The sequence below is a fragment of the Lentzea sp. NPDC037011 genome, from assembly GCF_055607425.1.
Map to the genome: position 1 here is coordinate 64164 of NZ_JBVJRT010000002.1, position 13254 is coordinate 77417.

General features: G+C 70.9%; 7 protein-coding genes and 1 pseudogene. 5 read left to right on the forward strand and 3 right to left on the reverse strand.

Features of this window, described 5'->3' with window-relative positions:
* Nucleotides 1–29: 29 nt before the first annotated feature.
* Nucleotides 30–3863 (forward strand): annotated as a pseudogene (locus ACZ7CH_RS05090) (type I polyketide synthase); the annotation flags it as partial.
* 41 nt (nt 3864–3904) lie between these two features.
* Here the strand turns inward: ACZ7CH_RS05090 and ACZ7CH_RS05095 are convergent.
* Nucleotides 3905–4156 carry a hypothetical protein gene (locus ACZ7CH_RS05095; protein ID WP_360398816.1) on the reverse strand — a complete coding sequence of 84 codons (252 nt, stop codon included), beginning with the start codon at nt 4154–4156 and terminating at the stop codon, nt 3905–3907.
* A gap of 317 nt (nt 4157–4473) precedes the next feature.
* Between ACZ7CH_RS05095 and ACZ7CH_RS05100 the strand changes: the two genes are divergently transcribed.
* The 4 genes from ACZ7CH_RS05100 to ACZ7CH_RS05115 all read left to right on the forward strand — a co-directional run bounded on the left by ACZ7CH_RS05100 (nt 4474) and on the right by ACZ7CH_RS05115 (nt 9756).
* The gene (locus ACZ7CH_RS05100) at nt 4474–5265 is read left to right on the forward strand and encodes an ABC transporter ATP-binding protein (protein ID WP_360398813.1); all 792 of its coding nucleotides are present in this window, start codon (nt 4474–4476) and stop codon (nt 5263–5265) included.
* Entirely contained in the window at nt 5265–7763 is a 2499-nt protein-coding gene (locus ACZ7CH_RS05105; protein ID WP_458433529.1) for an ABC transporter permease, read from the forward strand. The genes ACZ7CH_RS05100 and ACZ7CH_RS05105 overlap by 1 nt, the downstream gene beginning before the upstream one ends.
* Nucleotides 7764–7846: 83 nt before the next feature.
* Nucleotides 7847–9148 carry a sensor histidine kinase gene (locus tag ACZ7CH_RS05110; RefSeq protein ID WP_360398807.1) on the forward strand — a complete coding sequence of 434 codons (1302 nt, stop codon included), beginning with the start codon at nt 7847–7849 and terminating at the stop codon, nt 9146–9148.
* Nucleotides 9112–9756, forward strand: a complete 645-nt coding sequence (locus ACZ7CH_RS05115; RefSeq protein ID WP_360398804.1) for a response regulator transcription factor — start codon at nt 9112–9114, stop codon at nt 9754–9756. The genes ACZ7CH_RS05110 and ACZ7CH_RS05115 overlap by 37 nt, the downstream gene beginning before the upstream one ends.
* 6 nt (nt 9757–9762) lie before the next feature.
* Here the strand turns inward: ACZ7CH_RS05115 and ACZ7CH_RS05120 are convergent, their stop codons facing one another.
* Nucleotides 9763–10509, reverse strand: coding sequence for a thioesterase II family protein (locus ACZ7CH_RS05120; protein ID WP_470368741.1), 747 nt, complete (start codon nt 10507–10509; stop codon nt 9763–9765).
* A 220-nt stretch (nt 10510–10729) separates the two neighbouring features.
* Complete coding sequence (locus ACZ7CH_RS05125) at nt 10730–13003, reverse strand: M4 family metallopeptidase (protein ID WP_470373197.1); 2274 nt, start codon at nt 13001–13003, stop codon at nt 10730–10732.
* Nucleotides 13004–13254 lie beyond the last annotated feature (251 nt).

Sequence of the window (13254 nt, forward strand, 5' to 3'; positions counted from 1 at the left end):
CTGACAACGCCGGCAAACCGGACGCCAGACTCGTCGAGGCCCTGCGTGCCTCGCTGAAGGAGAACGAGCGGCTGCGCGAGCTCAACCGCTCCCTCACCGAGGTGGCCGACGACCCGGTGGTGCTCGTCGGCATGGCGTGCCGGTACCCCGGCGGGGTCACGACACCGGACGAGCTGTGGCAGCTGGTCGTGGAGGGCCGGGAGGGCATCACCGCCTTCCCCTCCGACCGCGACTGGGACCCCGCGCTGTACGACCCGGAACCGGGGAAGGCAGGACACACCTACACCTGGGAAGGCGGTTTCCTGCACGACGCGGGGGAGTTCGACGCCGCGTTCTTCGGCATCAGCCCGAACGAGGCCGCCGTGCTCGACCCCCAGCAACGGCTGCTGCTGGAGGCCTCCTGGGAGGCCCTGGAGGACGCGGGAATCGACCCGCACACGCTCAAGGGCAGCCGCACCGGCGTCTACGCGGGCGTGATGTACCACGACTACTTCGGCAGCTTCGGCACCGGCAACATGGTCTCCGGCCGCGTGTCGTACGTGCTGGGCCTGGAAGGCCCGACGATGTCGGTGGACACCGCCTGCTCCTCGTCGCTCGTCGCGCTGCACCTCGCCGCCGAGGCCATCCGCGGCGGCCAGTGCGACCGGGCGCTGGCAGGCGGTGTGACGGTGATGGGCACCCCCGGCACCTTCGTGGAGTTCAGCAGGCAGGGAGGACTGTCCCCGGACGGCCGCTGCCGGTCGTTCTCCGACGACGCCAACGGAACCGGCTTCGCCGAGGGCGTCGGGGTCGTCGTGCTGGAGCGGCTGTCGGAGGCGCGGCGGTGCGGTCACGAGGTGCTCGCCGTCCTGCGCGGCTCCGCCGTGAACTCCGACGGCGCGTCGAACGGCATCACCGCGCCCAACGGGCCGTCGCAGCAGCGCGTCATCGCGCAGGCCCTCGCCGCGGCGGAGCTGACACCGTCCGATGTGGACGTGGTGGAGGCGCACGGCACCGGAACGACCCTCGGTGACCCGATCGAGGCGCAGGCGCTGCTGGCCACCTACGGCCAGGGCCGTGAGGGCGGCGAACCGCTGTGGCTCGGCTCGGTCAAGTCGAACATCGGGCACACCCAGGCCGCCGCCGGTGCGGCGGCCGTGATCAAGATGGTGCTCGCCATGCGGCACGGGGTCCTGCCGCGGACGCTGCACGTCGGCACCCCGTCCACCAGGGTGGACTGGTCGGCGGGAGCCGTGCGGCCGCTGACCCGGCAACGGGCGTGGCCGGAGACCGGCCGTCCGCGCCGCGCGGGGATCTCCTCGTTCGGCATCAGCGGCACGAACGCCCACGTGGTGCTCGAAGCACCTCCTGCGGCACCCGAGCCGGGAGACGAGCCCCCGGCACCCGTCGTGGTGTGGCCGTTGTCCGCACGGTCGCCCTGCGCGCTCGCCGCGCAGGCCGGCAAGCTGCACGCCTTCCTGGCGGAGCGGGAGGCGGAGCCGATCACCGCCGTCGCGCGGACGCTCGGCACGGCGCGGTCGGCGTTCGAGCACCGCGCGGCCGTCTTCGGCTCCACCGGGGAACAGCTGCTCGACGCGTTGCGCGCGTTCGAGGCGGGCGAACCGAGCGCGGCAGCCGTCAGCGGCCGTGCACAGAACCGCGGCCGCACGGCGTTCCTCTTCACCGGCCAGGGCGCCCAGCGCCCCGGCATGGGGCTGGCCCTGCGCGCGCACCACCCGGTGTTCGCGGAAGCGTTCGACGAGATCGACGCCGTGTCCGGCCTCGGCCTCGCAGAGGTGCTGGCCTCGGAGGACCCCGAGCTGGTGCGCAGGACCGAGTACGCGCAACCGGCGTTGTTCGCCTTCGAGGTCGCGATGTTCCGGCTGGTCACCTCGCTCGGGGTGAAACCGGCCGCCCTGACGGGACATTCGATCGGCGAGCTCGCCGCCGCGCACGTGGCGGGGGTGCTCGACCTGCCCGACGCGTGCGCGCTCGTCGTGGCGCGCGGCAAGCTGATGCAGGCGCTGCCGGAAGGCGGCGTGATGGTCGCGGTGGCCGTGAGCGAGGACGACGTCCTCCCGCTGCTGGCGGACGCTCCCGGCCGCGTGGCGGTCGCGGCGGTCAACGGACCCGGTTCGGTGGTGCTCTCCGGCGACGAGGCGGCCGTGCTGGCGGTCGCGGGACGGTTCGCGAAGACCCGCCGGCTCACCGTCTCGCACGCCTTCCACTCCCCGCTGATGGACGACATGCTCGCCGACTTCCGCGTGGTGGCGGAAAAGCTCACGTACCACGAGCCGCGCATCCCGATCGTCTCGGCGCTCACCGGCCGCGCGGCCGCGGCCGAGCTGACCGATCCCGGCTACTGGGTGCGCCACGTGCGCGAGACCGTGCGGTTCGCGGACGCGGTGGCGACCCTGCGCGCCTCCGGTGTCACCCGCTACGTCGAGCTCGGCCCCGACGCCGTGCTGACCGGCATGACCGGCGAGTGTCTGGACGAGGACGGCAAGACCGGGCTCATCGCCCTCGGACGTCGCCAGGTCGAGGAACCCCTGGCACTGGCCGCCGGTCTCGCGCGGCTGCACGTCAGCGGAGTGGCGCTCGACTGGCGGAGGCTGTTCCCCGGCACGCGCCGCGCGGCGCTGCCCACGTACGCCTTCCAGCGCGAGCGCTACTGGCTGGCCTCGCAGGCGCAGCTCACCTTCGACACGTTGCCCGGTCACGTCGACGACGCCCCGCCCGAGAAGGCGTTGTGGGCGAGGATCTCCGGACTGCCCCGCGAGGAGCAGCTGGCGCGGCTGACCGACGCGGTGCGCGCGCACACCGCCGCCGTGCTCGGTCACGCGGGTCCCGGCGACGTCGACGAGGACGCGGTGTTCCTGGAGATCGGCATGGACTCGGTCTCGGCCGCCGAGCTCCGCAACTCCCTCGCCGGCGCTCTCGGCACGACGCTGCCCGCCGGCACCGTGTTCGACCACGGCACCCCGTACGCGCTCGCCGCGCACCTGCAGGAGCAGCTGGTCGCGGGGGAGCAGCCTGCTTCCGGCGGTCTCACCGAGGACGAGTCGGTCGCCGGGTTGGTGCGCAGGGCCGTGGCGGACGGCCGGATGTCCGCGGCGATCGACCTGCTGCGCTGCGTCGCGGACGTCCTGCCCGCGTTCGACGGCGTCGAGGAGTTCGGCGCGGTGCCGCCGCCGGTCCGGCTCTCCACCGGGGACGCCCCCGTCCGGCTGGTGTGCGTGCCCTCGCCGATGGCCCTCGGCGGCGCGCACCAGTACGCGCGGTTCGCCCGGCACTTCCACGGCGTGCGCGACGTCCTCGTGCCCGCCGTGCCCGGTTTCGGTGCCGGTGAGCCGCTGCCGGCTTCGGTGGCCGCGGTGGTGGACGTGGTGGTCGAGGGCGTTCGCGCCGCCTGTGAGGACGGCCGGCCCTACGTGCTCGTGGGCTACTCCTCCGGCGGGCAGTTCGCGCACGCCGCCGCCGAAGCCCTGGAGAGGGCCGGCCTGCCTGCCGGCGGTGTGGTGCTGGTGGACACGTACCTGCCCGGCGGCGAGGGCAGGGACGACCTGTGGCGGCAGATGTTCGGCGGGATGCTGGACCGCGAGTCGGCGTTCGGCGGGTTCGGCACCTCCCGGCTCGCGGCGATGAGCCGCTACAGCGACCTGATCCAGCACTGCCCCCCTGGCGCGCTGACCGCGCCCGTCCTGTTCGTGCGGCCTTCCGAGTCCTTCGCCGAGGGGGATTCCGAGTGGCGGGCGACCTGGCCCGGCGACCACGAGCTGACCGAGGTTCCCGGAACGCATTTCACCGTGCTGGAGGATTTCGCCACGTCGACGGCCGAAGCCGTCGACCGCTGGGTGCGCACGTCCCGTGAAGTCAGCCGGTGAGAGCAGCGGCCGGAAGTGACGGGAAACGGCGACGGGGTTGCTCAGTTCGTCTTCATGCGAAAATGTGCCAGCCAGGCTTCCGCGTCACACCGCACGGAGTCGGCGTCCACATTCAACTGCCACGCAATTTCGTGTGCTGCCAGATCCGGCCGCCAGTCGCTGCGCCGCAGTGCGATCCACATCGCGGTACCGCGCCGGCTGCACTTGTGCCAGGTCTGCTCGCTCTGGCAGAAGAGTTCGAGACATCCGTCGGGCAGCACACGTGCGATGAATTCCTCATCATGCGCCGTCATGGCGTGAACCTCCGAGTCCGCGGCCGTCGCCGCGGATTCCGCACTGATCTTGACATCTGGAGGTTACCGGACCTGAAGTGCGAATGCATTGGTGCTGAGGTCAATTCATGCGGTGGTACGAACCGGAGCGGAAACAGTGGAGAAAACTGGAGGTTCGACGGGGGAGGTTCCTCCCCGCGCGGCTACTGAGCGTGTCGAGGTGGAGAAAAGTCTACCTTCAATCGGCGGGTTAGAGCCAATGTGGCCTCCCGGCCCGATCACTAATCTCGAATCCAGACGCCGTGCTAGGAGCGCGGGAATCCAGTCAGGAGACCGCAGTGACCACAACTGCCATCCGCGGCCGCACGAAGGCGGTCCGGCTCGAGTCCGTGTCGAAGACCTATGGCAAGGGCAACAGCCAGGTCGCCGCGTTGCGCGGTCTGAGCCTCGACTTCGGCGACGGCACCTTCACCGCCGTGATGGGACCCTCCGGTTCCGGCAAGAGCACCTTCCTGCACTGCGCGGCGGGGCTCGTGACGCCGACCTCGGGCCGGGTGACCGTCGGCGGCATCGACCTGTCCGGTCTGGACAGCACCCAGCTCACCGAGCTGCGGCGCGACCGGATCGGCTTCATCTTCCAGTCCTTCAACCTGATGCCCGCGCTGACGGTGATGGAGAACATCACCCTGCCGCTGCAGCTGGCGGGCAAGCGCGCGGACAAGGCGCTCATCAGCGAGGTCGTCCACCGCGTCGGTCTGGCCGACCGGCTCAAGCACCGGCCGTCGGAGCTCTCCGGCGGTCAGCAGCAGCGCGTCGCCATCGCGCGGGCGCTGGTGACCCGGCCCGCCGTGGTGTTCGCCGACGAGCCGACCGGCGCCCTCGACACCCGCACCGCCTCCTCGGTGCTCGCCCTGCTGCGCCAGTCGGTCAACCAGGCCGGCCAGACGCTCGTCATGGTCACCCACGACCCGGTCGCCGCGTCCTACGCGGACCGCGTGGTGTTCCTGGCCGACGGCGCCATCGCGGGTGAGCTGGTGTCGCCGACGGCCGACGCGGTCGCGGCGCGGATGACCCGGCTCGGCGCCTGGCAGGACGACACGGCGGCCGCGCCCATGAGGGGTGGGTTCTGATGTTCCGGCTGGCACTGAGCACGCTCAAGTTCCGCAGGGCGAGCTTCGTCGCGACGTTCCTCGCGATGTTCCTCGGCGCCGCGATCGTGATCGCCTGCGGCGCGCTGATGGAGACCGGCATCCGGATGTCCGCCGAGCCCCAGCGGCTCGGCGGTGCGCCGATCGTCGTCACCGGGCAGCAGTCCGGCGACGCGGGGGCGCTCACCGAGCGCCGCCACCTCGATCCGAAGCTGGCCGCCACCGTGGCGTCGGTGCCCGGTGTCGAAGGCGTGGTTCCCGACGTCTCGGTCCAGTCCGCCGTGCTGCGCGACGGCAAGGCCGTGGGCGGCACCTCCTACGGCCACGGCTGGGGGAGTGCCGGCCTGACGCCCTACACCCTCTCCGACGGCAAGGCGCCCGCCGGTCGTGACGACGTCGTGCTCGACTCCGGTCTGGCAGCGGCCGCGGGGGTCAAGCCGGGTGCGTCGGTGCGGGTCGCCGTCCGCGGCGTCACCCAGACCTTCCGCGTCACCGGTGTCGCCGGGCAGAACGGCGACGCGAACCCCGCGGGCGCACTGTTCTTCACCGACGACACCGCACGCCGGCTCGCGGGCGGCAGCATCGACTCCGTGGCCGTCGTGCTCGCTCCGGGCGCCGACGTGACCGCGGTCGCCGCCGCGATCAGCGCCAAGGTCGGTACCGGCGCCGAAGTCCTCACCGGGGACACCCGCGGGCTCGCCGAGCTGCCGGGCACGCTCGCGAGCCGGGAGACGATCGTCATCCTCGCCGCGGTCTTCGGCACGGCGGTCGTGCTCATCGTGATGTTCGGTGTCGCCTCGACGTTCGGGCTGTCCCTGCAGCAGCGGGTGCGCGAGATGGCACTGCTGCGCGGCGTCGGCGCCACGCCGGGGCAGCTGCGGCGGATGATCGGGTCCGAGACGGCCGTGCTGTCGGTGCTGGCCGTGCTCCTGGCGCTCTTCCCCGGGTACTGGCTCGGCAACGCGCTCTTCGCCGTGCTGTCCTCGAGCGGCGTGGTGTCCTCCTCGGTGGTCTACCACGCGGGCTGGGCGCCCATGGCCGTCGGCGCGCTGGTCACCGTCCTGGCCGCGGCGCTCGCGACCCGCTTCGCCGGGCGGAAGTCCGCGCGCACCGAACCGGTGGTGGCCGCCGCGGAGAGCGCGTCGGAAGCCAAGTGGTTCAGCAAGTGGCGGCTGATCTTCGCGTTGTTCTTCCTCGCCAACGGCATCGGGCTCGCCGTGGCCACCGCGACGCTGATGGAGAACGGTCCCACGCTGGCCAGCACGGCGGGACCCGCCTCGGTGCTGTTCTGCATCGGCATCGCGCTGCTCGCCCCCGGCATCACCAAGGCGCTGATCGCCGTGCTGTGGTGGCCGGTCCGGCTGCTCAGCGGGCTGTCGGGCAGGCTCGCGGTGCGGAACGCGATGACCTCGTCGGTGCGGACGGCCGGTGCCATCGCGCCGATCATCCTGCTCGTCGGCATCGCCACGGGCACGCTGTACATGCAGGCCACCGAGGACACCGTGTCGCAGGCCTCGTACGACCGGAACGTGCTCGCGGACCACCTGCTCGTCTCCTCCTCCGGCGGCTTCGCCCCCGAGGTGCTCGACCGGGTGCGGACCACACCGGGTGTGGCGGCGGCCACGGACTTCGTCACCAGCACGGGCTACCTGGGGGGCGGCGGCGACTCGGTCGAGCTGCGCGGTGTCTCCGCGGACGGCGTGGCGCGGAACCTCGACCTGCCGCTGGTCGCGGGTTCGCTGGACAGGCTCACCGGTGACGCGGTGGCGCTCTCGGACAAGACCGCGGAGAAGCAGGGCGTCAAGGTCGGCGACCGGCTGCCGCTGCAGCTCGGCGACGGCACCGGCGTCCGGCCCACCGTGGTCGCCCTGTACGCCGACAACCCCGACCAGAACTACCTGACGCTGCCCGCGGACACCCTCGCGCGGCACACCACCGAAGGCGTGGTCAGCCAGATCCTGGTTCGCTCCAACGAGGGCCAGGTGGGCGCGGTGCGCGACCGGCTCTCGACCCTCGCCGCCGGCGTGCCCGGCACCGAGCTGGTCGACAGCTCCGCGCTGGCCGCTCGCAACAACCAGATCCAGCAGATCCTCGCCTCGGCCAACTACACGATCGTCGCGATGATCGTGAGCTACGCGGCGATCACCGTGCTCAACACGCTGATCGCGGTGACCCGCAAGCGGAAGGCCGAGTTCGGGCTGCAGCAGCTGGTCGGCGCGACCAAGCGGCAGGTGCTCGGGATGCTGACGGCCGAGGGCGTGCTGGTCGGTGTGGTGGCGATCCTGCTCGGCACGATCGCGTCGGCCACCACGATCGTGCCCTACAGCCTGGTGAAGACCGGCGACTGGCTGCCGTCCGGCTCCATCGGCATCTACCTGGCGATCGTCGCCGGCTCGCTGCTGCTGGTGTTCGGCGCGACGCTGACGTCCTCCTGGCGGGGCATGCGCTCGCCGGCGGTGGAGGCGGTCAAGGAAGGATGACCGCGACCACCGGTCACGGATCGCCCCCGTTCCAGAACTGGGGCGATCCGCCTGCCGCACTCGGGGAATGGGATCATGTTCGGGTGCACACGATCGCGGCCTCCTGGCGCCCCTGGCTCCGCCGTGCCGTCCTGCACACCGCGATCGGTGCGGCCGCCGGAGCCGGCGCGCTGCTCTCGATCGTCCTGTTCATCTCGACGACGTACTTCACCATCCTGTGCCTGATCGGCATCGGCTTCGTCGTGCTGCCGCACCTGACCGCGGCCGTGCGGTGGTTGTGCGACCTCAACCGCCGCGCGGCCACCCGGCTCGGAGTGCCGGTCGAGCGCCCGTACCGCCCGCAGCCGGAGCAGGTGGAGCGCGACATCGTCGGCTGGACGCGCCGCTGCAAGTGGATCCTCGCCGACCCGGCGACCTGGCGCGACCTGCTGTGGCTGCTGCTGAACTGCGTGGCCGGCCTCGTGGCCGTGCTGCCCGCGGCGCTGCTCTACTACGTCGGTCACGGGCTCGTGCTCGCGAGCGGCCTCTGGATTCCCTTGGCCGAGGACGGTTCTCCGACCTGGTACGCCTTCTTCCAGGTCGGCAGCTGGGGCTCCGCGGCGGCCGTGGCGGGCCTCGCGGTCGTGGGGTTCGTGGTGTGGCTGACGCTGTCGCCGTGGATCGTCACGGGCTATGCGCACTTCGTCCGCTTGCTGCTCGGCCCCACCGAGCGGAGCCGGCTCGCCTCCCGCGTGCGGCACCTCGCCGAGACGCGTTCCGGCGCGCTGGACACCCAGGCGGCGGAGCTGCGGCGGATCGAGCGCGATCTGCACGACGGCGTGCAGGCCCGGCTGGTGAGCCTCGGCCTGCAGCTCGGCGTGGCCGACCGCCACGTCGGCAACAACGACGCCGAGAAAGCGCGGCAGGTGCTGCGCGAGGCCCGTGCGTCGTCCGTGCAGGCGCTGCGGGAGCTCCGCGACCTGGTGCGCGGTATCCACCCCCCGGTGCTCGCCGAACGTGGCCTCGCCGACGCCGTGCGCGCGCTCGGGCTGGCCAGTCCGCTGGCCGTCGAGGTGACGTTCGACCTGCCGGGGAAGCTGCCCGACCCGGTGGAGTCAGCGGTGTACTTCTCGATCTCGGAGCTGCTGGCGAACGTGCTCAAGCACTCCGATGCGCGCCACGTGGACATCGTCGGCGGGTACGACGAGGGCACGTTCCACGTCACGGTCACCGATGACGGCCGTGGCGGCGCGGTCCTCACCGAGGAGGGCGGACTCGGTGGGATCCGGCGCAGACTTGCCGCGTTCGACGGAAGTTTCGACCTGGACAGCCCGCCCGGCGGTCCCACGAGAACAAAGATGGAGGTGCCGTGCGCGTTGTTCTCGCCGAGGACCTCTTCCTCCTGAGACAAGGCATTGTTCAACTGCTGGAGGTGCACGGGTGCACGGTGCTGGAGGCGGTCGACAACGGCGCCGACTTCGTGACCGCCGTCGCCCGGCACCGGCCGGACGTGGCGATCGTGGACGTGCGCCTGCCCCCCACCTTCACCACCGAGGGCCTGCAGGCCGCGCTGAGGGTGCGGCGTGAACACTCCGGGCTGCCGATCCTCGTGCTGTCGCAGCACGTGGAGCAGATGTACGCACGGGAGCTGCTCAGCGACGGCAAGGGAGGGATCGGCTATCTGCTCAAGGACAGTGTCCTCGACGACGTGCAGTTCATCGACGCGGTGCGCAGGGTCGCCGGCGGCGGAACCGCCATGGACCCCACAGTGGTGGCACAGCTGATGGTCAGCCACTCCAAGGACGAACCGCTGGCCGCGCTCACCGCCCGCGAGCGCGAGATCCTCGAGCTGATGGCGGAGGGCCGTTCGAACACCTCGATCGCCCAGCACCTCGCGGTCACCGAAGGCGCCGTGGCGAAGCACATCTCCAGCATCTTCACGAAGCTGGTGCTCCCGGCGACCGGGGACACCAATCGCCGGGTGCTCGCGGTGCTGGCCTACCTCAACACCTGAGCTCGTTCAGCCGAGCAGCCGCCGCTTGATCATGTCGATCACCGCGGTGGCGTGCTCGTCGAGGAAGAAGTGCCCGCCGGGGTACACGTGGAAGTCGAACTCCCCGCTCGTGTGCCGATCCCACGCGCGCGCCTCGTCCACGGTCACCTTGGAGTCGGCATCTCCGACCAGGCTGACGACGGGTGCCCGCAGAGGTTCTCCCGGCTCGTACCGGTAGGTCTCCGCCGCCTCGTAGTCGGCGCGCAGCGCGGGCAGCACCATCCGCATGATCTCCTCGTCGCCGAAGAGCCGTGCGTCGGTGCCGCTGAGCGCGCGCACATCGGCCAGCAGCTGCTCGTCGTCCTCCTGGTGGACGCGCTCGTCGCGGAAGCACGAGGGCGCCCGCCGACCCGAGACGAACAACGCCACCGGAACCGTGCCCGCCCGCTCCAGCCTGCGCGCGACCTCGAAGCCGAGCGTCGCGCCCATGCTGTGCCCGAACAACGCCAGCGGGCGGTCCGTCCAGCCGCTCAACTGCTCGGTGACGAGCTCGGCGAGCTCGTCGATGGTGCGCACGAACGGCTCGGTACGCCGGTCCTGGCGGCCGGGGTACTGGACCGCCAGGACGTCCACCGAGGGATCCAGCGCCGCTGCCACGGGCAGGAAGTAGGTCGCCGAACCTCCGGCGTGCGGAAGGCAGACCAGGCGCACGGGGGCGCTGTCCCGCGGCCGGAACCGCCGCAACCAAGCATTTGAGGTGATAGCTGAGCTCATGCCACGAATCTCGCAACGTGTCCCGGCAGGGGCTACCCCTGGCACCCCCTGCCGAGTGCACGCTTCAGTCCGCGGGCGGAGGCCGGTGACTTCTCCAACCGCCCGTCGACATCGGCGATGACCAAGCGACCGTCCACGGCTTGTGGACCGCTCCCCACCACCGCGAAACGGGTGTGGGGTTGCCGGGCTGATGTTCCAGCACCGGCAACCGCACCCCGCGTCAGCTGAGCGTGACCGCCGTGTCGTCGATGACGAACGAGGTCTGCTGGGAGGCGTCTTCAGTGCCGTTGAACTTCACCGACACGGTCTGACCCGCGAACGAGGACAGGTTGAACGTCTTCAGCACGTAGCCGGAGGCCGCGTTGGCGTTCGAGAACGTGCCGAGGGTGGTGCTCCCGGCCGTGACCGTCAGCTTGTCGTACACGGTGCTGCCGGTCTCGTTGGTGTCGATGTGCAGGTAGAACGTGAGGGTCGCCTTGCAGCCGGCCGGGATCGTCACCGACTGGGTCAGCGAGTCGGTGTGCGACGAGCCGTAGCCGTTCAGCCACGACGACCAGGTGCCGGACCGCGCGGGCTCACCGTTGCTGCCGTGCTGGCCGATGACACCGGAGGTCGCCGTCCAGGAGGTGTTGCCGGACTCGAAGCCAGGGTTGGCGAGCTTCTGGCCGGAGCAGTTGCCGCCGCCCGTGCCGACGGTCCAGCTGAACGACGCGGTGCCGCTCTTGTTCGCGCTGTCCGTCGCGGTCACCGTGACGTTCGACGTGGCCGCGGTCGTCGGCGTGCCGGAGATGGTGCCGGTGCCGGAGTTGATGGACAGGCCGGCGGGCAGGCCGGTGGCCGACCACGTGTACGGCGCGGTGCCGCCGCTCGCCGACAGCGGCAGGCTCACCGCGGTGCCGACGGTGCTGGACTGGTTGCCGGGGTTGCTGACGGTGACCGTGCCGGTCGCGCTGCACGTCGGGTCGGCCGTCTGCGCGGGCACGCTGATCGCGTCCCAGGCGGCCTTGACGGTGTTGAACTCCGCGCAGCTGCCGGGGTAGAGGTTCTTCGCCGCGGTCAGCGTCCACGTGCGGTACCTGGGGTACGAGCTGCCGGAGGTCTTGAGCAGCATGGCGTTGTAGAAGATCTTGACGGCCTTCTCGACGCCGAGACCCGTGATCGAGGTGTTGTTGCACGTCGAGCTGGTCGGCTGGCCGTTGGTCGGGTTCGTGCCCTGCGACAGCAGGTAGAACCAGTGGTTGCCGGGCCCGGCCGCCGCGTGCACCTCGGTGTTCGGGATCGAGCTGCTGTAGCAGTTCGCGTGGCCGATGGCGCTCGGGTTGTACATGTTGCGGATCGGGCCGCTGCCGACGAGGTTGATCGTCTCGCCGACCAGGAAGTCAGGCGTGTCGTAGGGCGACGGCTCGTTGGCGAACCACTCGGTGGTGGCGCCGAAGACGTCCGCGACGAACTCCTGCGTGCCCGCACCGGAGATGCCACCCGGCGTGTGGTCGTCGATGCCGTGACCGAGCTCGTGCGCCACGACGTCGAGCGAGCCGATCCACTGCCCGTTGGTGTTCTTGCCGATCTGGACCTGGCTGCCGTCGTAGTAGGCGTTCTGGTCGTTCAGGCCGACGCGCATCGGCCAGCCACCGCCGTTGCCGTCGAAACCGTTGCGGCCCAGCCACTGCGTGAGCATCTTCGACTCGGTCTGCGCTGCGAACAGCACGTCGGTGCAGCCGGTCTCGCGGTTGGTCGCGTTGCCGTTGCCCCACGAGTCGGAGGACTTGGTGAACGTGGTGTTGGTCGCCGCGTCCTGGCAGCTGACGTTGGTGAGGTTCGGGTCCTTCAGGGAGTACGTCGACCCGGACTGCGTGGTGGCGAGGGGGACGGAGGGACCGTTCCACCCGCTGTTGCCGGTGCCGTGCAGGACGTGCTCCTGCGTGTGCAGCACCTGGCCGGTCGTCGCGTCCACGACCACGTCGAGCTTGCTCGGGCCCTCGGAGCCCCGGCCGGTGACCGAGACCTTCCAAGCGAGCTTCGGCGTGGAGTCGAGCGCGTAGACGACCTGCTCGGGCGCGCCGACACCATCCACAGTGGACAGGGCGGTCCGCGCGGTCTTCTCGGCCTGCGCCTTGGTGACGGACGGCGTCGTGTTCGCCAGGTCGATCGTGGAGCTCTGGCCGACCGAGGTGTGCAGCACCTGCCCGGTCGAGTTGGTGACGACGACGAAGTCACCGCCGACCACCGGCATGCCCTTGTAGGTCCGGTCGTAGGGGACGTACTTGAGGCCGTTGGTGGACGAGATGACGTCGTGCCGCACGAACTGGTCGCTCGCGCTGGCGTGCAGCTGGCTGGGCCGGCTGTCGACGAGGCTCGCGGCCGCGTCCACCGCCAGCGCCTCAGCGGTCTGGCCCGGTTGGGGCTGCGGGGCCGCGTGCGCACCTGTCTGGGTGAGCACGGCGACGGCCAGTGATCCGGCCGCGGCCAGCACAAAACTACGTCTCGCTTGCATCGTTCTCCTCGTTGCAGGGCGAACGGCCCGGCTCTGCGGTTGCAGGGAGAGCCGGACGTTCGTCGAGGTGAATGTGTTTACGGAGCACGGCAAGGATCTGTTGCGAACCGGCCGTTAACAAGGACTAACTTATTCACACCCACTTGTTTGTGCGCATTTGCAGGGCTTGCTGCCGAACATTCCTTTGTCGTCGTGCTTGTTCGGTTTGCCCCAGCTTGTGCTGCATGTCGGGCGTGCGTGTCCGTTGTTTT